This window comes from Pseudomonas sp. CROZ-RG-20F-R04-15 (assembly GCF_022662375.1).
Classification (GTDB): domain Bacteria; phylum Pseudomonadota; class Gammaproteobacteria; order Pseudomonadales; family Pseudomonadaceae; genus Aquipseudomonas.
Genome location: NZ_JAKNQL010000001.1, coordinates 142,267 through 168,889, shown reverse-complemented (window position 1 = coordinate 168,889; position 26,623 = coordinate 142,267). Strand labels below are relative to the sequence as shown.

The 26,623-nt window shown below is 60.1% G+C and carries 18 protein-coding genes; 9 read left to right on the top strand and 9 right to left on the bottom strand.

The window, feature by feature from the left end:
- Nucleotides 1–102: 102 nt before the first annotated feature.
- On the bottom strand, nt 103–1,686 hold the full coding sequence (locus L8H52_RS00675) for a peptide chain release factor 3 (RefSeq protein WP_064119440.1): 1,584 nt from the start codon (nt 1,684–1,686) through the stop codon (nt 103–105).
- A gap of 358 nt (nt 1,687–2,044) precedes the next feature.
- On the opposite strand from L8H52_RS00675, the gene L8H52_RS00670 reads away from it, so the two are divergent.
- From L8H52_RS00670 to L8H52_RS00650, 5 genes are all read left to right on the top strand, one after another.
- On the top strand, nt 2,045–2,734 hold the full coding sequence (locus tag L8H52_RS00670) for an ABC transporter permease (protein ID WP_169844036.1): 690 nt from the start codon (nt 2,045–2,047) through the stop codon (nt 2,732–2,734).
- 21 nt (nt 2,735–2,755) lie between these two features.
- Nucleotides 2,756–3,661, top strand: coding sequence for a glycine betaine ABC transporter substrate-binding protein (locus L8H52_RS00665; RefSeq protein ID WP_242205335.1), 906 nt, complete (start codon nt 2,756–2,758; stop codon nt 3,659–3,661).
- Nucleotides 3,662–3,673: 12 nt separating this feature from the next.
- Nucleotides 3,674–4,327, top strand: a complete 654-nt coding sequence (locus L8H52_RS00660) for an ABC transporter permease (protein ID WP_123534029.1) — start codon at nt 3,674–3,676, stop codon at nt 4,325–4,327.
- On the top strand, nt 4,324–5,481 hold the full coding sequence (locus L8H52_RS00655) for an ABC transporter ATP-binding protein (protein WP_242205337.1): 1,158 nt from the start codon (nt 4,324–4,326) through the stop codon (nt 5,479–5,481). Before L8H52_RS00660 ends, L8H52_RS00655 begins: the two co-directional genes overlap by 4 nt.
- A 640-nt stretch (nt 5,482–6,121) precedes the next feature.
- On the top strand, nt 6,122–7,285 hold the full coding sequence (locus L8H52_RS00650) for a type III PLP-dependent enzyme (protein ID WP_016986476.1): 1,164 nt from the start codon (nt 6,122–6,124) through the stop codon (nt 7,283–7,285).
- A gap of 279 nt (nt 7,286–7,564) precedes the next feature.
- On the opposite strand, the gene L8H52_RS00645 is transcribed toward L8H52_RS00650, so the two are convergent.
- The gene (locus tag L8H52_RS00645; RefSeq protein WP_242205339.1) at nt 7,565–8,317 is read right to left on the bottom strand and encodes a tetratricopeptide repeat protein; all 753 of its coding nucleotides are present in this window, start codon (nt 8,315–8,317) and stop codon (nt 7,565–7,567) included.
- Nucleotides 8,314–8,994, bottom strand: coding sequence for a Fe2+-dependent dioxygenase (locus L8H52_RS00640; RefSeq protein WP_242205341.1), 681 nt, complete (start codon nt 8,992–8,994; stop codon nt 8,314–8,316). Before L8H52_RS00640 ends, L8H52_RS00645 begins: the two co-directional genes overlap by 4 nt.
- A gap of 207 nt (nt 8,995–9,201) precedes the next feature.
- Here L8H52_RS00640 and L8H52_RS00635 point away from each other — a divergent pair, with 207 nt between their 5' ends.
- Both L8H52_RS00635 and L8H52_RS00630 read left to right on the top strand, forming a co-directional pair.
- Nucleotides 9,202–11,520, top strand: coding sequence for a TonB-dependent siderophore receptor (locus tag L8H52_RS00635; protein ID WP_242205343.1), 2,319 nt, complete (start codon nt 9,202–9,204; stop codon nt 11,518–11,520).
- Nucleotides 11,521–11,755: 235 nt separating this feature from the next.
- Nucleotides 11,756–14,284: a sulfite reductase flavoprotein subunit alpha gene (locus L8H52_RS00630; RefSeq protein ID WP_242205528.1), complete on the top strand. Its 2,529-nt coding sequence runs from the start codon at nt 11,756–11,758 to the stop codon at nt 14,282–14,284.
- Nucleotides 14,285–14,511: 227 nt separating this feature from the next.
- Here L8H52_RS00630 and L8H52_RS00625 read toward each other — a convergent pair whose 3' ends face one another.
- The 4 genes from L8H52_RS00625 to ptsP all read right to left on the bottom strand — a co-directional run bounded on the left by L8H52_RS00625 (nt 14,512) and on the right by ptsP (nt 21,779).
- Nucleotides 14,512–16,053, bottom strand: a complete 1,542-nt coding sequence (locus L8H52_RS00625; protein WP_242205345.1) for an alkaline phosphatase D family protein — start codon at nt 16,051–16,053, stop codon at nt 14,512–14,514.
- A 175-nt stretch (nt 16,054–16,228) separates the two neighbouring features.
- The gene (locus L8H52_RS00620) at nt 16,229–17,965 is read right to left on the bottom strand and encodes a PTS fructose-like transporter subunit IIB (protein WP_242205347.1); all 1,737 of its coding nucleotides are present in this window, start codon (nt 17,963–17,965) and stop codon (nt 16,229–16,231) included.
- Nucleotides 17,966–17,976: 11 nt separating this feature from the next.
- Nucleotides 17,977–18,918, bottom strand: coding sequence for a 1-phosphofructokinase (pfkB, locus tag L8H52_RS00615; protein ID WP_242205349.1), 942 nt, complete (start codon nt 18,916–18,918; stop codon nt 17,977–17,979).
- Complete coding sequence (gene ptsP, locus L8H52_RS00610) at nt 18,918–21,779, bottom strand: phosphoenolpyruvate--protein phosphotransferase (RefSeq protein ID WP_242205350.1); 2,862 nt, start codon at nt 21,777–21,779, stop codon at nt 18,918–18,920. The genes pfkB and ptsP overlap by 1 nt, the downstream gene beginning before the upstream one ends.
- 306 nt (nt 21,780–22,085) lie before the next feature.
- Between ptsP and cra the strand changes: the two genes are divergently transcribed.
- Complete coding sequence (gene cra, locus L8H52_RS00605) at nt 22,086–23,081, top strand: catabolite repressor/activator (RefSeq protein WP_242205352.1); 996 nt, start codon at nt 22,086–22,088, stop codon at nt 23,079–23,081.
- A 3-nt stretch (nt 23,082–23,084) separates the two neighbouring features.
- Nucleotides 23,085–23,861 carry a TatD family hydrolase gene (locus L8H52_RS00600; RefSeq protein WP_242205355.1) on the top strand — a complete coding sequence of 259 codons (777 nt, stop codon included), beginning with the start codon at nt 23,085–23,087 and terminating at the stop codon, nt 23,859–23,861.
- On the opposite strand, the gene L8H52_RS00595 is transcribed toward L8H52_RS00600, so the two are convergent.
- A complete protein-coding gene (locus L8H52_RS00595; RefSeq protein ID WP_242205357.1) occupies nt 23,862–24,251 on the bottom strand; it encodes a hypothetical protein in 390 nt (129 codons plus the stop codon).
- A 248-nt stretch (nt 24,252–24,499) separates the two neighbouring features.
- Entirely contained in the window at nt 24,500–26,530 is a 2,031-nt protein-coding gene (locus L8H52_RS00590; protein WP_242205359.1) for a methyl-accepting chemotaxis protein, read from the bottom strand.
- Between the last annotated feature and the right edge of the window lie 93 nt (nt 26,531–26,623).

The window sequence follows — 26,623 nt, the reverse complement described above, 5'->3', positions numbered from 1 at the left end:
TAAGCCGCCATCACCCAAAAAACGGATATACCCCCAAAACCAAAGCAAAAAAAAGCCCCCTAGGCATACACCTAGAGGGCTTCGGACAAACCAATTCAGAACTTAATGATGCTCACGCGTCGCCCGGAATTTCACATCCGGCCAACGCTCTTCCATCAACGCCAGGTTAACCCGCGTCGGCGCAAGGTAAGTCAGGTGACCACCGCCGTCGACCGCCAGGTTCTCCACAGCCTTGTTGGAAAACTCCTCAAGCTTCTTCTTGTCGCCGCATTCAATCCAGCGCGCGGAGTACACAGTAATCGGCTCATACGAGCACTCAACCTTGTATTCCTCCTTCAAACGGCTGGCGACCACATCAAACTGCAGCACACCGACGGCGCCCAGAATGATGTCGTTGCTGCGCTCCGGGAAAAACACCTGCGTCGCACCCTCTTCAGCCAACTGCTGCAACCCCTGACGCAACTGCTTGGACTTCAGCGGATCACGCAGACGCACACGACGGAACAGCTCCGGCGCAAAGTGCGGAATACCGGTAAACCCGAGGGTTTCACCTTCACTGAAGGTGTCGCCGATCTGAATGGTGCCGTGGTTGTGCAGACCAATGATGTCGCCGGCAAAAGCTTCTTCCAGCTGTTCACGCTCGGAGGAGAAGAACGTCAGGGCGTCGCCGATGCGCACGTCCTTGCCGGTGCGCACGTGGCGCATCTTCATGCCTTTTTCGTACTTGCCGGAGCAGATACGCATGAAGGCGATACGATCGCGGTGCTTCGGGTCCATGTTTGCCTGGATCTTGAAGATGAAGCCCGAGAACTTCTCTTCGACCGGTTCAACGGTACGCTCGTTGGCCACACGGGCCAGCGGACGTGGCGCCCAATCAACAACAGCGTCGAGTACGTGGTCAACACCGAAGTTGCCCAGTGCAGTACCGAAGAACACCGGAGTCAGTTGACCGTCGAGGAATTCCTGCTGGTTGAATTCGTGGCAGGCGCCCTGAACCAGTTCCAGTTGCTCGATGAAACGCTCGTACTCGTCGCCCAGGTGCGCGCGCGCCTCGTCGGAGTCGAGCTTCTCGATGATCTTGGTTTCGGTGCGTTCGTGACCGTGACCGGCGGTGTAGACAATGATGTAGTCGTCAGCCAGGTGATACACGCCCTTGAAGTCGCGGTAGCAACCGATCGGCCAGGTGATCGGCGCGGCTTTGATCTTCAGAACAGCTTCGATCTCGTCGAGCAGTTCGATCGGGTCGCGAATGTCACGGTCGAGTTTGTTGATGAAGCTGACGATCGGCGTGTCACGCAGACGGCAGACGTCCATCAGCGCAATGGTCCGTGGCTCGACACCTTTACCGCCGTCGAGAACCATCAATGCCGAGTCCACCGCCGTCAGGGTGCGGTAGGTATCTTCGGAGAAGTCTTCGTGGCCCGGGGTGTCGAGCAGGTTGATCATGTGTTCGCGATACGGGAACTGCATGACCGACGTGGTAATGGAAATACCCCGTTGTTTCTCCATCTCCATCCAGTCGGATGTCGCATGGCGATCGGATTTACGGGATTTCACCGTACCGGCCACTGCAATCGCCTTGCCCATCAACAGGAGCTTTTCGGTGATCGTGGTTTTACCGGCATCGGGGTGGGAAATAATGGCGAAAGTGCGGCGTTTCGCGACTTCGGCGGCCTGGTTGGTCATGGGAAATCGCCTGGCGGTGATTCAAAAAAGGGCCGCGATTATAGCCCAACTCGATGCAATAACCGAACCGTTGAGCACATTAAGGGTGGCCAAATGCTGCCGCAGATGGGAACCTTTTAAAGCCCGGAGACGTCCATCCCCTGTTACGAATTTTCGTCAGGGGCTGAAAAATCAGCAAGTTAGCCTGACGAGGCTGCGCTCATGGCTCGCTTTCAGACCGCTTTTTGCCGGGGCTGAGGGAGCTGCTTCTCGCGAACGTTTATTCCCGGCAGCCATGTATGGCATGCCACACGGGAGAGCGTTCGCCGACTACAAAAAAAGGAGTCCGCCTGTGGCTATCCGCTATGGCAAAGGGCTGATGGGAGGTGCGGTGGTGATCGCGCTCCTGGCCCTGCTGGTCCACTGGATCGGCATCAACACGATCGAACACTACCGCGACGATTTGTTGTTTTACCTGCAAGCTCATCTGATTCTCGTCCTCGCTTCAATGCTGGCCGCCCTGGTCGTGGGCATCCCCGCCGGTATCTTTCTCAGTCGTCCGACCATGGTCGGCCGCGCTGAACGCTTCATGCAGATCTTCAATATCGGTAACACCGTGCCTCCGCTGGCCGTGCTCGCGATTGCCTTGGGCGTCCTCGGCATCGGCAGTGGCCCGGCGATCTTCGCTTTATTCCTCGCTTCCTTGTTGCCGATCGTGCGCAACACCTATGAAGGCCTGAAAAATGTGCAGGGCTCGCTGAAAGAAGCGGCCGTCGGCATCGGCATGACCCCGCGCCAGGTGCTGTGGAAAGTCGAATTGCCCAACGCCGTGCCGATCATCGTCGGTGGTGTGCGCGTGGCTTTGGCGATCAACGTCGGCACCGCGCCGCTGGCGTTCCTGATCGGCGCCAACAGCCTCGGCAGTCTGATCTTCCCTGGCATCGCCCTGAACAATCAGCCGCAACTGCTGCTCGGCGCCGCGTGCACCGCGCTGCTGGCCTTGCTGCTCGATGGCGTCGTCACCCTCGCCAGCCGTCTCTGGCTGGAACGCGGTTTGCGTCCGTCTTAAGGCTTTTGCGAAGGAATGAATATGAAACGACTTAGCTTGATCTTAGGCCTGATGCTGAGCAGTGCCCTGCTGTTCGCAGGCATCGCACAAGCCGCTGAAAAACCGGTTATCCGCCTCGGCGCCCGGGTCTTCACCGAGCAAACCCTGCTCGCGGAAATCACCGCGCAATACCTGCGCAGCAAAGGTTATGACGCGCAGATCACCGGTGGTCTGGGCAGCAACCTCGCCCGCAGCGCCCACGAAAGCGGGCAACTGGACATGCTTTGGGAATACACCGGCGTGTCGCTGGTGGCCTACAACCATGTCACCGAAAAACTCGACAGCGCCCAGTCCTACGCCCGGGTAAAAGAACTCGACGCGAAAAAAGGCCTGGTCTGGCTGACCCCGTCGAAATTCAGCAATACCTACGCCCTCGCGCTGCCAAAGAAAGTCGCCGAGGAATATCCGCAGATCAACAACATCAGCCAGTTGAATGAAGTGCTGCGTGCCGAAGCCAAGACCAATCACTTGGTGGCGTTGGACACCGAGTTTGCCAACCGCTCCGACGGTCTGATCGGCATGGTCGATCTCTACGGCATGAACCTGACCCGCAAGAACATCCGCCAGATGGATGCCGGGCTGGTTTACACGGCATTGCGTAACGGTCAGGTATTTGCCGGTCTGGTCTACACCACCGACGGTCGCCTCAATGCCTTCGGCCTGAAACTGCTGGAAGACGACAAGCATTACTTCCCCGACTACACCGCAGCACCCGTGGTGCGTCAGGCCTACCTCGACGCCCATCCGCAACTGGCCGAGCAACTCAAGCCATTGGCCGAACTGTTCGATGACGAAACCATGCGCCAGCTCAATGCGCGGGTCGACGTCGATCACGAAAGCCCTTCGAAAGTCGCTGCCGACTTCCTGCGCCAGCACCCACTCAACTAAGGAGGAAAAGTCATGGAATTTCTGAACGCCTTTTCCCACCTCGACTGGCAGCAGGTGATGCACCTGACCTGGCAGCACATCACCCTCGTCGGCATTGCCGTGACCCTGGCGATTGTCGTTGGCGTGCCGCTGGGCATTCTGATGACGCGTTTCCCGAGCCTCGCCGGTCCCTTGCAGGCCAGCGCCACAGTGCTGCTGACCGTGCCGTCGATTGCTCTCTTCGGTCTGCTGCTGCCGTTCTACTCCAAGTTCGGCCAGGGCCTCGGGCCGATGCCGGCGATCACCGCCGTGTTCCTTTATTCACTGCTGCCGATCATGCGCAACACCTACCTCGCCCTCACTGGCGTGGAACCGGGCATCCGTGAAGCCGCACGCGGCATCGGCATGACCTTCGGCCAGCGCCTGCGCATGGTCGAATTGCCGATTGCCGTGCCGGTGATCCTCGCCGGTGTGCGCACCGCCGTGGTGATGAACATCGGCGTGATGACCATCGCCGCGACCATCGGCGCCGGGGGCCTCGGTGTGTTGATCCTCGCTTCCATCAGCCGCAGTGACATGTCGATGCTCATCGTCGGCGCGCTGCTGGTCAGTCTTCTGGCCATTTTCGCTGACCTGTTTCTCCAATGGCTGCAACGCTCGTTGACTCCAAAAGGACTGCTCAAATGATCGAACTTCAAAACCTCAGCAAAACTTTCCAAAGCAACGGCAAAGACGTCAAAGCCGTGGACTCGGTAAGCCTGACCGTCAATGAAGGCGAAATCTGTGTGTTCCTCGGGCCATCGGGTTGCGGCAAAAGCACCACGCTGAAAATGATCAACCGCCTGATCAAACCGACCTCGGGCAAGATCCTCATCAATGGCGAAGACACCACCGATCTCGACGAAGTGACCCTGCGTCGCAACATCGGTTACGTGATCCAGCAGATCGGTCTGTTCCCGAACATGACCATCGAAGAAAACATCGTCGTCGTGCCGAAACTGCTCGGCTGGGACAAACAGAAATGCCACGACCGCGCCCGCGAATTGATGAGCATGATCAAGCTGGAGCCCAAGCAGTATCTGCATCGTTATCCGCGCGAATTGTCCGGTGGTCAGCAACAGCGCATCGGCGTGATCCGTGCACTGGCAGCGGATGCGCCACTGCTGTTGATGGACGAACCATTCGGCGCGGTCGATCCGATCAACCGCGAGATGATCCAGAACGAGTTCTTCGAGATGCAGCGCGCGCTGAACAAGACCGTGATCATGGTCAGCCACGACATCGACGAAGCGATCAAACTCGGCGACAAGATTGCGATTTTCCGCGCCGGCAAACTGCTGCAGATCGATCATCCGGACACGCTGCTCGCGCATCCGGCGGACGACTTTGTCAGCAGCTTCGTCGGCCAGGACAGCACGCTCAAGCGTCTGCTGTTGGTGAAAGCCGAAGATGCGGCGGACAACGCGCCATCGGTGAGCCCGGAAACCCCGGTGGCCGATGCGCTGGAATTGATGGACGAGCATGACCGTCGCTATGTCGTGGTCACCTGTGCCGACAACAAGGCGTTGGGTTACGTGCGTCGTCGTGATCTGCACCGTCAGACCGGCACGTGCGCGCAGTTCCTGCGTGAATTCAACGCGACGGCGGCGTACGACGAACATTTGCGCATCCTGCTGTCGCGCATGTACGAGTTCAATCGGGCGTGGTTGCCGGTGATGGATGCCGAACGGGTGTTCCTTGGCGAGGTGACGCAGGAGTCGATTGCGGCTTATCTGAGCTCGGGGCGTTCGCGCGGGATGAAGACCAGTATCGTCTCGCCAGCTGATGCAGTAGTCGCGTAAAAACCTCAAACCTGTGGGAGCGAGCCTGCTCGCGAAAGCGGAATATCAGTCGGGGATGATGTCGACTGTGAAAAAGTCTTCGCGAGCAAGCTCGCTCCCACAGGATTTGCGTGATTCTTTCTTCATTCATCAGGCGAAAAAGAATCTCAACACCCAAGATCCGGACAGCATTTCTGGAACAGCTTGATTAACAGCCAAAATCCCCCTCAACCCCTCCTCTCGCGGCCAACGTCGCCGATGTTGACGCCATCACACTTACCCAAGACTTCGCCGGCAAAATCCGCGAACGTGCAGGTATTTTTAACACTGGAAAATTCCCGGGGAACATCTGCCCGTCATCTCGGTCGGCTACAAAGAGTGATGAACGCGACGTACGTCAGAAGCGTGCAAAAACGCGACATTTTTAGTTGATCTCACGCCCCTCACGCCCTAAAGTTCGCGCCGAACGTCCATGCTGGAAACGATCCATCCGGCTCAAGTACTGACGACGAGACAGCAAGGCCAAGGGAAAAGCTGCACCTCCCATGGCCTTTTTGCTTTCGGCGACATGCCTTGGGAAGTAGGCGAACCAAAGTGGGGATACGGAGGGCGTTCATTTGCACCCATTGATTAACTTAGTTTGCCAGTAGGAGTTCCCAGCATGTCGATCCAGGTCGAAGACTATTTCGCGCGCGCTACATTCGACAAAATGAAGGCGTTCGCCGACAAACAGGAAACCCCGTTCGTGGTGATTGACACCGCGATGATCAGCCAGGCCTACGATGACCTGCGCGCCGGTTTCGAATTCGCCAAGGTCTACTACGCGGTCAAGGCCAACCCGGCCGTCGAGATCATCGACCTGCTCAAAGAGAAAGGTTCGAGCTTCGACATCGCCTCGATCTACGAGCTGGACAAAGTGATGGATCGCGGCGTCAGCGCCGACCGTATCAGCTACGGCAACACCATCAAGAAATCCAAGGACATCCGCTACTTCTACGAGAAGGGCGTGCGTCTGTTCTCCACCGACTCCGAAGCTGACCTGCGCAACATCGCCAAGGCTGCACCGGGTTCGAAAGTTTATGTGCGCATCCTCACCGAAGGCTCGACCACGGCTGACTGGCCACTGTCGCGCAAATTCGGCTGCCAGACCGACATGGCCATGGACCTGCTGATCCTCGCCCGCGATCTGGGCCTGGTGCCTTACGGCATCTCCTTCCACGTCGGTTCGCAGCAGCGCGATATCAGCGTCTGGGACGCGGCGATCGCCAAGGTCAAAGTAATCTTCGAGCGTCTGAAAGAAGAAGATGGCATCCACCTGAAGCTGATCAACATGGGCGGCGGCTTCCCGGCCAACTACATCACCCGCACCAACAGCCTGGAAACCTACGCCGAAGAAATCATCCGCTTCCTCAAAGAAGACTTCGGTGATGACCTGCCGGAAATCATTCTTGAGCCAGGCCGTTCGTTGATCGCCAACGCCGGTATTCTGGTCAGCGAAGTGGTGCTGGTTGCACGCAAGTCGCGCACTGCCGTCGAGCGTTGGGTGTATACCGATGTCGGCAAGTTCTCCGGCCTGATCGAAACCATGGACGAAGCGATCAAGTTCCCGATCTGGACCGAGAAGAAAGGCGAGATGGAAGAAGTCGTGATCGCCGGCCCGACCTGCGACAGCGCCGACATCATGTACGAGAACTACAAGTACGGTCTGCCGCTGAACCTGGCGATCGGTGATCGTCTGTACTGGCTGTCGACCGGTGCGTACACCACCAGTTACAGCGCGGTCGAGTTCAATGGCTTTCCGCCGTTGAAATCGTTTTACGTGTAAGAGCAGTTGCTAGTTTCAAGCTGCTAGCTGCAAGTGAAAAGCCCATGACGTGTCATGGGCTTTTTTGTGTTTTTGGGTTCGGCTTGAAATTTTGCGGGGGTAATTGAGACCGAGGCCCCTCACCCCAGCCCTCTCCCAAAGGAGAGGGAGCCGACCGCGGTGTAAAGCGTCAATCACCGACCGGAGAGACCGTGTCGATTATGGATTCAATAGAGCATTTTCAGGTCGGCGTACTTCGCCTATCCAACTCGGTCAGTCCCCTCTCCCTCTGGGAGAGGGTTAGGGTGAGGGCTCTTGGCACCGAAGCGCATACCGCCCAGCCAACGCCTGAATCCTCGGGTCAACGGCACTCACCAACGCCTGACTCGCCACCCGCAGAAAATTCAGATTGCCGCCGGCCAAAGCTTTCTCAAGCCAATCGACCGCCTGATCAATCCGCCCCTCATCCGCCAACACCGCAGCGAAACTGAACTGCCCACGAAAATCCCCACCCTCCGCCGAGCGCCGATACCACTCACGCGCCGCAACCGGATCCGGCGGGCACACCTGCCCTTCCTCCAGATACCGCCCCAACAGATTCATCGATTTCGCATGACCCAATTCAGCCGCGCGCTGATACAGCGTCAACGCCTGCAGATGATCCACCGCCACCCCGCGCCCGGTCGCCAGCAGGTTGGCAAAGTTGTACATCGCCCAGTCCTGTCCGGCCTCCGCCGCAATCCGATAATGCTGCGCAGCAATTGCCGCATCTGCCGAACAACCCCAGCCGTGCTCGTGGCAGCGACCAAGCATGTTGCGCGCCATCAGATGACCTTGCCCGGCGGCGATACCGAACCAACGCAGTGCCAGCGCTTGATCCTGCGCGATCCCCTGGCCGTCGAGCAGAATCTGCCCAAGCAAGGCCTGCGCTTCAACCTCGCCCTCACCCGCCGCGAGCAAAATTGCCTGCGCCGCGCGTGCCGGGCTTTCGGCGAGCATGGCGCTAAGTTGTTCGCCGTCGAGGACTTCTTCCCGACGCAGCTGGAAACTCATACCTCGACCCAGCGCCGCAACAGGTTGTGATACGTACCGGTGAGACGGATCAGCGAAGGATGATCAGGCATCTCCTGGGTGAGCTGCTGGATCGCGCCGTCCATCTCGAACAGCAGCGCGCGCTGGCTGTCTTCGCGCACCAGGCTTTGCGTCCAGAAGAACGACGCATAACGCGCACCCCGCGTAACCGCGTTGACCTTGTGCAGGCTGGTGCCGGGGTACAAGACCATGTCGCCGGCCGGCAGCTTCACCTGTTGAGTGCCGTAGGTGTCCTGGATTTCCAACTCGCCGCCGTCGTAATCCGCAGGCTCGCTGAAAAACAACGTGGCCGACAGATCAGTGCGCACCCGCTCGATGCTGCCCTTGGGCTGGCGCACGGCGTTGTCGATGTGGAAATCGAAGCTGCCACCGGCCGTGTAACAGTTCACTAATGGCGGGAAGACTTTGTGCGGCAGTGCAGCGGACATGAACAGCGGATTTTTCCACAGCCGTTCAAGCATCGCTGCACCGATCTCCTTGGCCAGCGGATGGCCTTCAGGCAGTTGCAGATTGTGCTTGGCCTTGGCGGATTGAAAGCCTGCGGTGATCTTGCCATCGGCCCAGTCAGCCTGCTCCAGCGCCTGGCGAATGCGCTGCAATTCTTCTTTCGCGAACAGTGCGGGGATGTGCAGCAGCATGGCGATGTCACCTGATGGCAAAGAGGCGGCAATGGTATTGATTCTTATTGGCCGTGTAAAACCCGAGGGACGAATGAACTGGCAAAAACCGTAAGGTTAAATTGTAAAGAATGTAAATTCAGTGCGAATAACAATGTTTCGCAATTGATACGAATACCTGTTTACCCTATATTCCGCCGCCTCAAATCCTTGGGGAGGGGAATAAAAATGGCACGTCAATACGCACAATTACCGGTCAGTTCACCACGTTTGCTCGCCTCTGCAATTGGTGTGGCAATTACCGCCGGCTCCGCTGGTCACATGGTCTTCGCTGCCGAAAAAACCGACAGCAAAGCCTCCGGCAATGCCATCGCCCTGGACGCCACCGCCATCACCGGCGAAGCACAGGACCCGACGTCCTACCAGGTCGAAAAAGCCTCCTCGCCCAAGTACACCGCGCCGCTGGTCGACACGCCACGCTCGGTCACCGTTATTCCGCAACAAGTGCTCAAAGACACTGGCGCCCTGAACATGCAGGACGCGCTGCGCACCGTGCCGGGCATTACCTTCGGCGCCGGTGAAGGCGGCAACCCACAGGGCGATCGTCCGTTCATTCGCGGCTTCGACGCGCAGGGCGACACCTACCTCGACGGCGTGCGCGACACCGGTTCGCAGAGCCGCGAGATCTTCGCTGTGGAAAACATTGAAGTCAGCAAGGGCCCGAACTCCGCTATCGGTGGTCGTGGCGCAGCAGGCGGCAGCATCAACCTGGTGAGCAAGAAAGCCCACTTGGGCAACTCGTTCGACGGTGGTTTCACCTGGGGCTCCGACCAGACCCAACGCTACACCCTCGACGGCAACTACCAGTTCAGCGACACCGCTGCCGGCCGTCTGAACCTGATGAGCCACGAGAGCAACGTCGCCGGTCGCGACAAGGTCGATTACGACCGTTGGGGTATCGCCCCATCCCTGGCGTTTGGTCTGGGCACCGATACCCGCGTCAACCTCGACTACTACCATCTCGAAAGCAACGACACCCCGGATTCGGGCGTGCCGTACACCATTCCGGCCGGCGGCTCCGCTGCACGCACCAAGTCCAATCCGGACAAGCCTTACGCTGGCGGTGACCACAGCAATTTCTACGGCCTGGATCGCGACTTCCGCAAGGGTCGCACTGACACCGCGACCTTCGCCATCGAGCATGACCTGAGCGACTCGCTGACGATCAAGAATACCCTGCGTCACGGCACCAGCATGCAGGATTACATCCTCACCCAGCCGGACGACAGCAAGGGCAACGTCAACAACGGCACCGTCTGGCGTCGTGCCAATACTCGGGTGAGCAACACCGAGACCACCACAAACCAGACGGACCTGTTCGGCAACTTCTATGTTGCTGGCTTCAAGAACAGCTTCTCCACTGGCGTTGAATACACCCGTGAGGAAAGCCAGAAATCCTCGTACAACGTCAACGTCGACACCACGCCAGGTTCGCCGGGCAATTCCAGCACCAACTGCACCCCATCGATGATCGGCGCGTCGAGCGGCTACAACTGCACCTCGCTGTCGAACCCGAACCCGAACGATCCGTGGAACGGCGCAATCTCGCGCAACTACGCCGGCACCAACACCCAGGCCAACACTTACGCGCTGTACGTGTTCGACACCCTGGAGTTGAACGAGCAATGGCTGGTGAACATGGGCCTGCGTTACGACCACTTCGATACCGACTACAAGAGCTACACCGCCGCCGGCGCCACCACGTCCAAAGGCGATGACACCAGCGAGTTCGTCACCGGTCAGTTCGGCGTCGTCTACAAGCCAGCGGAAAACGGCAGCATCTACGCCTCCTACGCCACCTCGGCCACGCCACCGGGCAACACCCTGGGCGAAGGTCAGGAAGGCAACCCGTTGGGCGGCACCCCGGATCGTAGCGGCAACTTGCTGAGCAGCGACCTGGAACCGGAAACCACCAAGAACTACGAAATCGGCACCAAGTGGGATCTGCTCAACGATCGCCTGTCGCTGACTGCGGATATCTTCCGCACCGAGAAAGAAAACGCGCGTGTGCAAGTCGACACCACCTCGTACGAAAACGCCGGCAAGACCCGTGTGCAAGGTATCGAACTGTCGGCCAGCGGCAAGATCACCGACAAGTGGCAAGTGTTCGCCGGTTACGCCTTCATGGACAGCGAACAAGTCGACGGCGGCCCGCTGGGCAAGGCCAACGATGGCAACGAATTGCCTAACACGCCGAAGAACAGCGCCAGCCTGTGGACCACTTACCAGGTCACGCCGAAGCTAACCATCGGTGGCGGCGCGTTCTACGTCGACGACGTGTACGGCAGCGTGGCCAACACCACCATGGTTGACTCGTATGTTCGTTACGACGCGATGGCCGCGTACAAGCTGACCAAGAACGTCGACCTGCAACTCAACGTGCAGAACCTGACCAACGAAACCTACTACGACAAAGCCTTCTCGACCCACTTCGCCAACCAGGCGGCGGGCCGTACGGCACTGTTGAGCACCAACTTCCACTTCTGACCGATGTGGAAACCTGTGGGAGCGAGCCTGCTCGCGAAAGCGGTGGCTCAGTGAAGTCGATGCTGACTGACACGACGCCTTCGCGAGCAGGCTCGCTCCCACAAGGAATGCGCCGCAAGGCTCGGCCCCGTTCATTCAATTGAACGGGGCTTTTGTGCGTAATAAAGAACGCTTCTCGATAACCCACGGCATAATGCGCGCCGTGAAGACAATTTTCGAACGGACGGCGAGTGACGTGTTGAAGAAAACCCTGTTCCAGTTGCACTGGTTTTTTGGCATCACCGCAGGCCTGGTGCTGGCGTTGATGGGCATCACCGGTGCGGCCTATTCGTTTCAGGACGAGATCCTGCGGGCGCTGAATCCGTCCGTCCTGCAAGTAGAAAAGCAGGTGGCCGGTGTGCTGCCGCCCGTGGAACTGGTCGAGCGCATCGAAGCCACGTCCGGCAAAAAGGTTTCGATGCTCTGGGTCGAAACCGACAGCGGCAACGCCGCGAAAGTGTTCTTCACGCCGCCCAAAGGTGAACGGCGCGGCGAGATGCGTTACTTCGATCCGTACACCGCTGAGTTCATGGGCGATGCCGTCGGCCAGGATTTCTTCGGCCTGATGCTGCAACTGCACCGCTTCCTCGCCATGGGCGATACCGGGCGCAACATCACTGGCGCCTGTACGCTGATCCTGCTGTTTTTCTGCCTCTCCGGTTTGTACCTGCGCTGGCCGCGTCAGTGGAACAGCTGGCGCGTGTGGCTGACGCTGGACTGGAAGAAAAACGGCCGCGCCTTCAACTGGGACCTGCATTCGGTAGCCGGTACATGGTGCTTGCTGGTCTATCTGCTGCTGGCACTGACCGGGTTGTCGTGGTCGTACGAGTGGTACAACAAAGGCCTGACCAAATTGCTCTCCGATGCCCCGCAAAACGAACGCGTGCGCGGCGGTCGTGGCCCGGCACCGGAAGGCCCTGCGCCGACAGCCGATTACGCGGCGATGTGGAGCAGCATCTACAGCGCTGCCGGCCCGGGTCTGGCCGCGTACAACATCCGCATGCCGGCCGTCGCTGGCCAACCGGCGACCGTGTTCTACCTGCTCGACAGCTCGCCGCATGATCGCGCACTGAACCAGATCACTCTCGACCCGGCCACCGGCGTGGTCAAACGCGTTGACCGTTACGCCGACAAGAGCTTCAAGGCGCAACTGCTGACCAGCATTTATGCGCTGCACGTCGGCAGCTATTTCGGCCTGGTCGGGCGGATCATCATGACCCTCGCGGCAGTGTGCATGCCGCTGTTCTTCATCACTGGCTGGCTGCTGTACCTCGACCGCCGCCGCAAGAAAAAGCAGATCAAGGACGCGCGAAAAGGCCTCGAACAACCGACTGGCAATGCCTCGGCGTGGCTGATCGGCTTCGCCAGCCAGAGTGGTTTTGCCGAACAACTAGCGTGGCAGACCGCCGGGCAATTGCAGGCCGCCGGGTTGCCGGTGAAGGTCCAGCCGCTGGCGAATGTCAGCGAGCAGGATCTGCGTGATTCGAACAATGCATTGTTTGTCGTGAGCACCTTCGGCGACGGCGAAGCTCCGGACAGCGCGCGCGGATTCGAGCGCAAAGTGCTGGGCAAGGCTGCGACGCTCGATAGCCTGAATTACTCGGTGCTCGGTCTTGGTGATCGTCAGTATCAGCACTTCTGTGGTTTCGCCAAACGCCTGCATCAGTGGCTGAGCGAACACGGCGGCAAGACCCTGTTCGCGCCGGTTGAAGTCGACAGCGGCGATCCGTATGCCCTGCGTCACTGGCAGACCCAACTGGGCCTGCTCACCGGCCAAGCACCGGTCGACACTTGGCAAGCGCCGAGCTACGACAACTGGACGCTGACCCGCCGCGAACTGATGAACCCGGACAGCAGCGGTTCACCGGTTTATCTGTTAGGCCTGAGCGCACCAAACACCAGCAGCTGGCTGGCCGGTGATCTGGTCGAAATACTGCCGCGCAACTGCCCGTGGGCCATCGAGCATTTCCTCGACGGCCTCGGCATTCGCGGCGAGACCATGGTGAAAATCAACGGCCTCGACGAGCCGCTGGAAGTGGCACTGGCCTCGCGGCAATTGCCCGAGCACCGCGCACATCTGGTCGGTTTGCATGCGCAATCACTGGTCGATGCGATGGTGCCGTTGGCCATGCGCGAATACTCGATCGCCTCGATTGCCGCCGACGGCGTGCTGGAGTTGATCGTGCGTCAGGAGCAGCACGCCGACGGCACCCTCGGCATCGGTTCCGGCTGGCTCACCGAGCATGCGCCAGTGGGCGGCAGCATCAGTCTGCGGGTGCGGCGCAACAGTGGCTTCCACCTGCCGAACGAACCGCTGCCGATGATTCTGCTGGGTAACGGCACGGGGCTGGCCGGGCTGCGTAGTTTGCTCAAGGCGCGGATTGCCGACGGCCAGCAGCGCCAGTGGCTGCTGTTTGGCGAGCGCAATCGTCAACACGATTTCCTCTGCCGCGCAGAGCTGGAAGAGTGGCTGATCAATGGTGATCTGGAACGGCTGGATCTGGCGTTTTCGCGGGATCAGGCGGAGAAGGTTTATGTGCAGGATCGCTTGCGTGAGTCGGCTGACGAGTTGAAGAAGTGGCTAGCGGAGGGGGCGGTGATTTACATTTGTGGCAGTTTGCAGGGGATGGCTTCGGGGGTTGATCAGGTGCTTAACGACATTCTCGGGGCAGCCGAAGTGGAGCGGTTGATTGAGCAGGGCCGCTACCGGCGTGATGTCTATTAAAAGCCCCTCACCCTAACCCTCTCCCGGAGGGAGAGGGGACTGATTGGGGGAGTGAGATTCACGCAATACGCCGACCTGAACGTGCTTCACCGAATCCAGAATCGAGAGGGTTTTGTACCTGATCTCATAATCGACTCGATCTTTCAGGTCGACGTACCTCTTCCGACACCTCGGTCGGCCCCCTCTCCCTCCGGGAGAGGGCTGGGGTGAGGGTTAGCTTCTGATCTTCAAGCGGGTTGGAGTTTTTTCTCGAAAACGGCAACCCCATTCAAATCCCGCAACACCACACTCATCTCCCCGCTCCCCCCTTCAATATTCACCTCGCCAAAAAACTGAAATCCGGCAAACGGTGAAGTGTTCTGCGCCGGCGGCGCCTTCTCGAATACCACCTCCGGACCAAAGGTCTTATCCAGCGGATTAGGCCCAAAGCTCCCGGCATTCAGCGGCCCCGCGACAAACTCCCAAAACGGTTCGAAATCCTGAAACGCCGCGCGATCCGGGTGATAGTGATGCGCCGCGCAGTAATGCACATCCGCCGTCAGAAAGACGAAATTGCGCACCTGCTGCGCACGCAGATAACCGAGCAATTCGGCGATTTCCAGCTCGCGCCCCTGCGCCGGTCCCGGATCACCATTGGCCACCGCTTCCCAACGCGCCACACCCGGACTGACCTCGCCATCCGGCACACCAAGACCAATCGGCATGTCAGCGGCAATGACCTTCCACTGAGCTCTGGATTTCTTCAAACCGCGCTTGAGCCAGTCCAGTTGCTCGCGTCCGAGAAACGGTTTCGCGGCGCCAAGGTTGTCGTCATTGGCGCCGCGATAACTGCGCATGTCGAGCACGAACACATCCAGCATCGGCCCATAACTGAGCTTGCGATAAATCCGCCCGCCACCGTCGGCGGCCTGTAGGCGCATCGGTGAATATTCCAGCCAGGCCTTGCGTGCGCGCCCGACCAGGGTGTGGATATCTTTCTCCTGATAGCGCTCGTCGAGTTGTTTGCCCGGCGACCAGTTGTTGACCACTTCATGGTCGTCCCACTGCCAGATTTGCGGCACTTCGGCGTTGAAGCGGCGGATGTTTTCGTCCATCAGATTGTAGCGGTAGTTGCCGCGATAGTCGTCGAGGGTCTGCGCGACTTTGCTCTTGGCTTCGGTGGTGAGGTTGCGCCAGATGCGCCCGCCTTCGGTGGTGAGCTGCGCGGGCACCGGGCCGTCGGCGTAGATGGTGTCGCCGCTGTGGATAAAGAAGTCCGGCAGGCGCAGGCGCATGGCTTCGTAGATGCGCATGCCGCCGATGTCCGGGTTGATGCCGAAGCCCTGGCCGACGGTATCGCCGCTCCAGACGAAACGAATATTGCGCCGTGCCGTCGGTGCGCTGCGCAGATGGCCGAGCCACGGTTCGCTGGCAACGCCGGTGCGGGCGTCCTTGAAATACACGCGATAGAAAATAGCCTGATCAGCAGGCAGCCCGGTGAGCTCAACGCGGGCGGTGAAGTCGCTGCGGGCATCGGCCAGCGCCGAGACCACCCGGCGCGGGTGACGAAACTGGCTGCGGGTGTCCCACTCGACCACCATATGCGCCGGGCGATCGCTGCGGCTCCAGATCATCGCGCGGTCGCCTTGCAGATCGCCGGACTGCACGCCATCGGTCAGTTGCGGCCGGTCCTTGACCGAAGCAATCACTGCCGGCGCCAGGCCTGGCATCAGCAAACCTGCGCCGACAACTTGCATGACACGCCGGCGACCGGGGTTGAAATCGCTCATGGTGTTCTCCCTGAAAAAAGGAAAACTTAAGCACGCCTATATGAACTCGCCATGACACCACTAACCATTGTGGGAGCGAGCCTGCTCGCGAAAGCGGTGTGCCAGTCAACATAAATGTCGCTGGCAGATTGCATTCGCGAGCAGGCTCGCTCCCACAGGGGATTTGTGTTGTCAGTCAGGCCTTGGCGGGTTCCAGCGCCAGCTCGACGGCTTCCGGGCGCTTGACCGTCGCATAGACCACAGCGGTCAACAAACTCCCCGCCACAATCGCCAGCAAATACAGCAACGCATGATTGATCGTGTTGGGAATGACCATCACGAACAAACCGCCATGCGGCGACATCAGTTTGCAGCTGAAATACATCGACAATGCGCCGGCCAGCGCGCCACCGAGAATGCTCGCAGGGATCACCCGCAGCGGATCTTTCGCAGCGAACGGAATCGCTCCTTCGGAAATGAAGCACATGCCCAATACCAACGCCGCCTTACCCGCCTCGCGCTCAGTCTGGGCGAATTTGTGTCGAGCGAGGAAAGTGGCGATGCCCATACCGATTGGCGGCACCATGCCGGCAGCCATGACGGCGGCAATCGGTGCATAGCTGGCATTGGCCGACGTCATCAGGCCGACTGAAAACGCATAGGCCGCTTTATTGATCGGCCCACCGAGGTCAACGCACATCATCGCGCCGAGTACCACGCCCAACAGGACGGCGTTGGCGGTGCCCATGTCTTTGAGGAACGTGGTCATGCTGGCGAGCACGCCTGCAACAGGCTGCCCCACCACATAGATCATGATCAAGCCGACAACCAGACTGGCCAGCAACGGGATGAGCAGAATCGGCTTCAACGCATCAAACGATTGCGGCAGACGCAGCCAGCGACTGATCGCGGCGGCGCTGTAACCGGCGAGGAAACCGGCGATGATGCCGCCGATGAAGCCCGCGCCCAATGTGCTCGCCAGAACACCGCCGATCATGCCGGGCGCGATGCCTGGCCGATCGGCAATCGAATAGGCAATGTAACCGGCCAGCAACGGCACCATCAGAGTGAATGCCGCATCGCCGATTTGCTTGAGCGCAGCCGGCAACGTTCCCGGCTCCTCGAAAGCATTGATGCCGAATGCGAACGACAGCGCGATCATCAAACCGCCCGCCACCACCATCGGCAGCATGAAAGACACACCGGTCAGCAGGTGTTTGTAGACACCGGTCTTCTCTGACCTGGTCGCAGGTTTTCCGTCACTGGCAGCGCTTTCCACCTTGCCTTCCGCCAGCGCTTTTTTCAACGTGGCTTCGGACTGTTTCAAGGCAATTCCGGTGCCACAGCGATAGATCTTCTTGCCGGCGAAACGCTCGGTGGCGACTTCGATATCCGCCGCCAGCAATACCACGTCTGCCTCGGCAATCGCCGCCGCGCTCAACGGAGTTTTTGCGCCCACCGAGCCTTGGGTTTCGACCTGCAGTTCATAACCCAGACGCTTGGCGGTTTGCTGCAAGGCTTCGGCGGCCATGAAGGTGTGGGCAACACCGGTCGGGCACGCGGTGATGGCGACGATGCGCGGTGCACGCGGCGCATCAGCGACCGGTTCAGCCGCGCTGGCGACGTAAACTTCAGCCTCTTCAGCGCCACGACGCAGCACCGCCTCGACATCCTGTAACGCCTGCGCCGGAGCAATCTGGAAAACCCGTTTACCGACAAAACGCGTCATGTCGACCGCGCCTGTCGCGACCAGCAAAACCCACTCGGCCGCTTCAATTGTCGCCGCCGACAATTCGCGCTCAGGGTGCGCTGCATCAACCACTTCAACGCTGGTGCTCCAGCCCTGACGCTGCGCCGCCGCATCGAGCAGACGCGCGCACAGCACACTGGTGACCATGCCGTTCGGGCAAGCCGTAACAATGGCTAACTTCATGACAAACCCTCTTATTGTTCTGTCAGGGGACGCACGCGCACGCCCTGTTCGAGCTGCGCCAGTTGCGCAGCGTCGTTGATGCCGAATCCGATCTGCGTGACGGCCAGCGCGGCAATCGCGGTGGCCGTGCGCAGGGTCTGCTCGGGCGTGTCGGCGCTGAGCAAACCGTGAAGCATGCCGGCCAGCAACGAATCACCGGCACCGACCGTACTGGCGACGCTGACCTTCGGCGGCGTCGCATGCAATGCCGAGCCGACGCTGAACCAGTTCACACCGTCGGCACCGTGAGAAATCACCACGTGCTCGATGCCTTGAGCGTGCAGACGCGCGGCAGCCTGCGCTTCGGCGGCGTGAGAAACCACCTCGCAACCGAGCGCGTCGGCGAGTTCTTCAGTGTTCGGTTTGATCAGCCATGGACTGGCTTTCAAAGCTTCGCGCAACGCTTCGCCGCTGGAGTCGAGAGCGACTTTCAGGCCGAGCTGATTGAGCCGTTCGATCAGCTCACGCAACCACTGCGCCGTGACCCCGCGCGGCAAACTGCCGGCGACCACCACCGCGTCATGTCCCGGCGCAATCTGCACCAGACGCTCAAGCAATGCTTGCTGCGCGGCCGCATCGACCACCGGCCCCGGGCCGTTGATGTCGGTGATGCGACCGTCCTGTTCGGCGACCTTGATATTGCTGCGCGTCTCGCCCGGCACACGGATAAACGCGTCGACAAAACCGCGCTTGGCGAACAGGGTTTCGAACGCTTGCAGATTGTCCTCGCCGAGAAATCCGCTGACCGTCAGTTGATGGCCGAGGTCGGCCAACACCTGGGCGACGTTCACGCCTTTGCCGGCCGCATGGGTGTGCATCTCGTCGCTGCGATTGACCTGACCGGCCTCCAGCCGTGGCAACTCGACGGTGAGGTCAAGCGCCGGGTTGAGGGTCAGGGTAAGAATCTTGGCCATTACAGGGCCTCCACTAATGCGCGCACTTCGTTGGCGCTGCCCACGGCCAGGGCGTGTTGAGCAAGGGTTTGCGCCTGAGTCAGGCTGAGTTCGCGGATGCGCGCTTTCACTTCAGCAATGCTGCGACCGGACACGCTGAGTTCATCGACACCGAGGCCGACCAGCACCGGCACCGCGAGCGGGTCCGCCGCCAGCTCACCGCAGACACCGACCCATTTGCCATGGGCATGGGCTGCGCGCACGGTGATGTCGATCAGTTGCAGCACCGCCGGGTGCAAACCATCCGCCTGCGCCGACAAGGTCGGATGACCACGGTCGATGGCCAGGGTGTACTGGGTCAGGTCGTTGGTGCCGACGCTGAAAAAGTCGACTTCCTTGGCGAGTACTGGCGCGAGCAAAGCGGCAGACGGCACTTCGATCATGATCCCCAGTTGCAGATCGGCGACCGGGATTTCCAGACGCAGACGTTCGGTCATATCACGGGCCTGACGCCACTCTTCAACGCTGCCAACCATCGGGAACATGATCCGCAGCGGACGGTTATCCGCCGAACGCAGCAAGGCGCGCAATTGCGCTTCCATGATCTGCGGACGCTGCAACGTCAGGCGAATGCCGCGCACGCCGAGGAACGGATTCTCTTCCTTGGCGATCGGCCAATACGGCAGCGGTTTGTCGCCGCCGACATCCAGCGTACGCACCACCAGCGGACGACCGGCGAGGCCGTCGAGCACGCGGCGGTATTCGGCTTCTTGCGTGGCTTCGTCGGGCGCTTGCGGATGGGCCATGAAAATCAGTTCGGTACGCAGCAGACCGATGCCTTCGGCGCCCTGCTCCACCGCACTGATCACGCCAGCGCTTTCGCCGATGTTGGCGAACACTTCAACGGCGTGGCCGTCGGTGGTGTGTGCCGGTTGGTGGCGTTGTTCGGCGGCAATCTTCAGGCGTTGTTCGCGAGTGTCGCGTTCTTCGGCGGCGCGTTGCAGGGTCGCGGCATCGGCGTCGACATGCAAACGACCGCGCTGGCCGTCGAGCAGCAACGGCGTGCCCGGCGCCAGCAACAAGACTGCGGCGCCAGCGCCAACCAGCGCCGGGATGCCGAGGGCACGCGCGACGATTGCACTGTGCGCCGTGGCGCCACCGCGTGCGGTGAGAATCCCCGCCACACGCGCCGGATCCAGTCGCGCGACGTCGGAGGGGCCGACCTCGTCCATGACCAGAATGTACGGTTGCTCAGGCTCGCTCGCGGTCTGTACGCCACACAGTTGCGCCAGCACGCGGCGGCCGATGTCACGCAGATCCGCCGCGCGCTCGGCGAGCAACGCGTCTTGCAGCGATTCCTGTTGTTTCGCCGCTGCTTCAATCACCGCCATCCACGCCGCTTCAGCGCTTTCGCCCTGCTTGAGGCGGGTGTCGACTTCGTCGGTGAGTTCCGGGTCGTCGAGCATTTCCTGATGGGTGATGAAGATCTCGCGGATGGCTTTGGCTTTGCTGCGTTCGATCAGGCCCTGAATGTCACTGCGCACATCGCTGAGCGCTTGCTTGAGACGTTCGCGCTCAACGGCGGCAGACTCGCCCCGCAACGAATAATCGATGGTTTGCTGCACCTGAATATGTGCAGGCCCGATGGCAATGCCCGGTGCTGCCGGGATTGCTTGCAACTGTGTGCCGGATGCCGGAGCGATCAGTACTTCGGCGATGTCGGCGATGACTTCGCGCTGCTGACTCACTGCTGGCAGCGGTTCGACTTCTTCACCAAGGCCTTCTTCGATCGCGGCAAGCAACGCCGGCAAGGCGTCGGCAGCGATGCTCGGCTCGGCAATCAACTCCAGCACCTGACCACGGCGGGCGCCGAGGCTGAGCAGTTTGCTCAAACTCTTCACCGACACGGCACTGTCCTGACCATCGACAATGCGCACGCGAATCTCGCCATCAAAACTCTTCGCCAGTTGCGCGAGGATCTTCGCCGGACGCGCGTGCAGACCGTGGGCGTTGGCCAGCGCAATGCGCGCGCTCGGCCAATCGGCGGGCAATTCACCACCGAGCACTTCGAGAACTTTGCGACTGCTGGTGGCGCGGCCCAATTCATGGCCGCGACCTTCGATCAGCAACGCACACAAACGTTCGAGCAGCGCTTGGTGCGCTTCGCCAAGGCTGGCCAGACAGAACAGACCGCTGAGCGGCTGGCCGAGGTAGCGCATCGGTTTGTCCGGCGTCACGAACGCCAGCCCCGGACGCTTCACGGTCTGCTCACTGTGCAACCACCACAAGCCGTCGCCCAGCGGCAGCGCTTCGACCTGTTGCAGCACCGCCGAGAAACCGTTGCTCACACAATCAGCCTGACGCAGCAGACGCGCGCCTCTCCAGACCAGTTCTTCGAAATCGTCAGCCGAGACGCCGAGGCCGATCATCTGTGCATCGAGCGCCAGTTCTTGCGGCGCGCCTTGCAGCAGTTTCAGCAGCGCTTCAGGCGAACTGGCACGACGCAAAGCCTGGCCCAGATCGGTCTCGCCGAGGGCGCGAGTCAGCAATTGCAGCAGGCGCAGGTGTTCGTCGGATTTGGCGGCGATACCGATCGCCAGATAAACGATCTGGCCATCGCCCCAATCCACGCCCTCGGGAAATTGCATCAGGCGCACGCCAGTGGCGAACACCTGATCGCGGGTTTCCGGGGTGCCGTGGGGAATGGCAATACCTTGACCGAGAAAGGTCGAGCCCTGGGCTTCCCGGGCCTGCAATCCGGCGAGGTAGCCGTCGGCGACCAGACCATCGGCCACCAGGTGATTGGCCAGCAGTTGCAGGGCAGCGGGTTTATCCACAGCCGATTGGCCCATGGATATCTGCTCTATAGTGAGCTCGAGCATGCAATCTCCTTTTTGGCACATCAAGGTGCCAGGTATTGTTTTCAATGGTTGCAGCTTAGGCGCTCTGCCGCTTTGCTTTTCAGCGGCAGTTTTGGCGGTTTCACGGCAGCACCGGCCAAAGGCGTCTAAAACGTAGAAAATACGCTTGCTGAAACGTTTAATCTAGATTGATCGGCACGTTACTCGATAATGTCCCATCCTTGAAGTCCAACTTGTCGGATGCGTTGCGACAATAGTCGCCTGCCCTAATCGGGTAGGATTGGCGAAAATGTTGCGGCAAGCTCGCAAAAACAAGGAAATCCCGGGTTGAAACTCAGTGATATCGCGCGGTTGGCCGGAGTGTCCGTGACCACCGCCAGCTACGTCATCAACGGCAAGGCCGAACAGCAACGCATCAGCACCGCCACCGTCGAGCGGGTGCGCGCAGTGGTCGATCTGCACGGCTTCACGCCAAACCCTCAAGCGGCCGGGCTGCGCAGTCGGCATACGCGCACGCTGGGCTTTATTCTGCCGGATCTGGAAAACCCCAGTTACGCGCGGATCGCCAAACTGCTCGAGCAAGGTGCGCGGGCGCGCGGCTATCAGTTGCTGATCGCCAGTTCCGACGATGCACCGGACAGTGAGCGCCAGTTGCTGCAACTGTTCCGCGCGCGGCGTTGCGATGCGCTGATCGTCGCCAGTTGCCTGCCGGCCGGCGATGACAGCTATCGGCAGTTGCAGGCCAAAGGTCTGCCGATCATCGCCATCGACCGGGTCATGGAACCGGAGCATTTCTGTTCGGTGATCAGTGACGACCGCGAGGCCAGCCTGCACCTGACCCAGAGCCTGCTCGATCCGCAGCCGAAGCAGATCGTTCTGCTCGGTGCGCGCCCGGAACTGAGCATCAGCCAGGAACGTGCTGCCGGTTTCAAACAGGCGCTGGTCGACTTCAAAGGCGAAGTGCTGGTCGAGCACGCTGATTCCTTCAGCCGTGAATGCGGCAAGCAATTGATGGAAGAACTCCTGCAGCGTCTGGGGCATTTACCCGACGCACTGGTGACGACTTCCTACGTGCTGTTGCAGGGCGTGTTCGATGCGCTGCATGACTTCCCGTTGAAATCGCGGCCGCTGCGCCTCGGCACCTTCGGCGATACGCAGTTGCTGGATTTCCTGCCGCTGCCGGTCAACGCCATGGCCCAGCAGCACCAGTTGATCGCCGACAAGGCGCTGGAACTGGCGCTGGCGGCGGTCGAGCAGTCGCAATACAAGCCAGGTGTGCAGGCCATCGCGCGGACCTTCAAGCAGCGTATTCACCAGGACTGAGCCGTGGAGCTGATCGACAGCCACACCCACCTCGACTTCCCCGACTTCGACGCCGATCGCCCGGCGTTGCTCGCCGAAAGCCGCGCCCTCGGGGTGCGGCGGATGGTGGTGTTGGGGGTTTATGAGGGGAACTGGCAACGGGTGTGGGATCTGGTGCAGAGCGATCCGGACTTGTACGCGGCGTTTGGTCTGCATCCGGTGTATCTCGATCAGCATCGCCCCGAAGACTTGCAGACACTCGGTGATTGGCTCACCCGGCTACGCGATCATCGACAGCTGTGTGCGGTGGGCGAGATCGGCCTGGATTACTTCGTCGAAACGCTGGATCGCGAGCGGCAACAGGCGCTGTTCGAAACACAGCTGCAATTGGCGGCGGACTTCGAATTACCTGCCCTGATTCATGTTCGCCGCAGTCATGCGGCGGTCATCGCTACGCTCAAACGCTTCAAGCTCAAACGCGCGGGGATCATTCACGCCTTCGCTGGCAGCCATGAAGAAGCGCGCGAATACATCAAACTCGGTTTCAAACTGGGCCTGGGCGGCGCACCGACCTGGCCGCAGGCGTTGCGCATGCATCGGGTGCTGGCGGAGCTACCGCTGGATTCGATCGTGCTGGAAACCGACTCACCGGACATGGCCCCTGCGATGTTTCCCGGTCAGCGCAACAGCCCGGCGCATTTGCCGGCGATTTGTGAGGCGTTGGCCGAACTGATGAAAATCAGCACGCAACAACTGGCCGCCGCCAGCACCGCCAACAGCTGCGAAGTGTTTGGCTGGTAATCAGTCGGCGTGCGCCTTGGCGGCATCCAGAAGCAGCGTCAGATGCTGACGCTGGCGCGCATAACGCACGACCAGAAAGTACACAAAAATCGTGATCATCGACGCGTTCAATTGTTCGGTAACACTGAGCAACCCCACCCACTCCATCACTAACGCCACAAACAGCGCAGTGCACACCGTCACCGAAGCGCTGAAGCGCAGTAGCGCCAGCGAATCGAGGGACTTGAAGCGCTTGATCTGTTTTGGGCAACGCAGCTCGAGGGTTTTCTGGCAATGCTCGCAGGTGAACGGTTCGTTGATCGAGATGGCATTGAGCTGCCAGGGTTTGAGCGCCAGCGTAGTCTGACAATGAGCACAACGGCCCTGGACTCCCAGGGTTGCGACGGACATGAGCGGATTCCTCTTCGCGATCAGATGAGCATGGATACTGGCCTATTGATGGGGAAAAGCCAGAGCCCGGAGGAAAACAGGATCGGGCTTACGACGTGAAGCGAAAAAGTACTACAAAAGGTTCTGATAAAACGCAAAACCCTGTGGGAGCGAGCCTGCTCGCGAAGGCGGTGTGTCAGGTGACAGCGATGTCACTGACAGATTGCATTCGCGAGCAGGCTCGCTCCCACATTTTGATCCGGCTTGTTTCAGACGCGGAATGCACTGATCAATTGTTTAAGCTCAACAACCTGGGCCGACAGCGCCCGACTGGCGTCTTCGGTCTGATGCGCACCCTGCGCGGTGCGCTCGCCGGCGCGGTTGATCTCGACGATGTTCTGGTCGATGTCGTGGGCCACCGCTGTTTGCTGTTCAACCGCGGCGGCGATCTGCTGGTTCTGATCGACGATCATGCCGACCGCGCCAAGGATATTTTCCAGCGCCTGCTGGACCTTTTCCGACTGCCCCACCGTGCCGTTGGCCATCTGATGGCTGACGCCCATGGCTTTCACCGCCGCCCCGACGCCACCGTGCAGCTTGGCGATCATCTGTTCGATTTCTTCGGTCGATTGCTGGGTGCGTTTGGCCAGGGTGCGCACTTCGTCGGCGACCACGGCAAAACCACGTCCTTGCTCGCCAGCGCGCGCCGCTTCGATTGCGGCGTTGAGCGCCAGCAAATTGGTTTGTTCGGCGATGCTTTTGATCACTTCCAGTACGCGACTGATCGACTGACTGTCGCTGGCCAACTGGTTGATCACCAACACCGACTGGTCGATCTCGCTGGCCAGTGCCGCAATGCTGCCCTGTTGCGATTCAACCAGCCCGCGACCGCTGATGGTCTCGTCATTCACACTGTGGGCACTGCTCACGGCTGCGGCTGCACTGCGCGCCACTTCCAGTGAGGTCGCCGACATCTGGTTCATCGCCGTCGCCACTTGTTCGATCTGCGTACGTTGCCCCGCGACCGCCTGATTGCTCTGCGCCGAAACATTTTCAACCTGCCCGGCCTGACGCTCGACCTCGCCGACGGTCTGCCCCACCCGCTCGATCAAGTCGTGAATCTTCTTCACCGTGCCGTTGAACACTTCGCCCAACTCACCCAGCTCGTCCCGACTGTTGGCCTTGAAGTTGACCGTCATGTCGCCGGCCGCGACCTTGTCCATCATCGCCCCAAGACGTTTAAGCGTGGTGCGGGTCGAGGCATAGAAACCGCCGTAGAGGTAGAAAATCAATACGAACACCACCGACAGGGCCACAGCCTGCAGAACCATGTGTGTGCGGTTCTGCGCCAAACGCTGCTGCAATTGAGTGTCGAGGAATTTCAGCGCGGCGTCGTTGAGCTCATAGGTCTTGCCGATCAGCCCAGTGACCTGATCGTAAAAAGCCTGCCACGGCGCATCGAGGGTGTCGGCCATGACGACCTGCACTTCGAACAATTCGCTGGCCTGTTTCAACGAGGCCTTGCTGATGTCAGCCGCAGCGCTGAGGTGTTCGCGCGCAGCTTTGCTCGAGCCGAGGGCGTCCTGCAGTTTCAGAGCGTACTCGGCCTGGAGTTTTTCGATCTGCACCAGCAACTCATCAAAACGCGTACTCGATGAACTGTTGAGAAAACCCTGGCCCAATGAATACGAGCCCATGGCCCGACCTTCGCCAAGGGTTTGCGTGACAGTCGGGGTGATCAGGGTGAGCAGTTCGCTGAGCTGACGGATGTCGCTCTGGTTGTCGCGGCTCAGGCCGGCCTGACTGGTGATGATCTGGCTGAAAATCTGCGCACTGGCCAGCAGTTTGCCGATCAACGCGCTTTTGCTTTGCAGCGAATTTTCCGTTTGCTGCGCCTTGAATGCGGCGATCATTTCGTCGCGTTTACCATCGAATACCTGGATCTGCTCGGGATCGTCGGTCATCGCCGTCAGCCCTTGCAGGTGGGCCAGTACCGCTTGCTCGAGGGTGGTGATCTGCGCCTCGACATTCCCGGCCTTGCCAGACTGACCGAGGGTGACGTTGATCTGCACCAGATTGTTGAGCGTTTCCAGGTCCCGGCGCAGGGCCAGGCTGCTGCCCAGCAGATCGAGACTTTGCAGCTCGACGCGGGTGCCCTGGAATTCGCGATAGGAATCGCGCACCAGATAGAAATTGGTCACCAGCATCGGCACCAGAAACAGCACGCTGATCAGGCTGAACTTCATGCCGAAGCTCAGACGGTTCATCAGCGAGACGGCGGGATAGAGCAAGCTCTTCACTGGAAGTCTCCCTTGGTTTTTCTTGTTTTTATTGGCAGGCGCGGGGCGACAGCAGATAGCCACTATCGAGCGCCATCTCTGTATAGCTCAAAT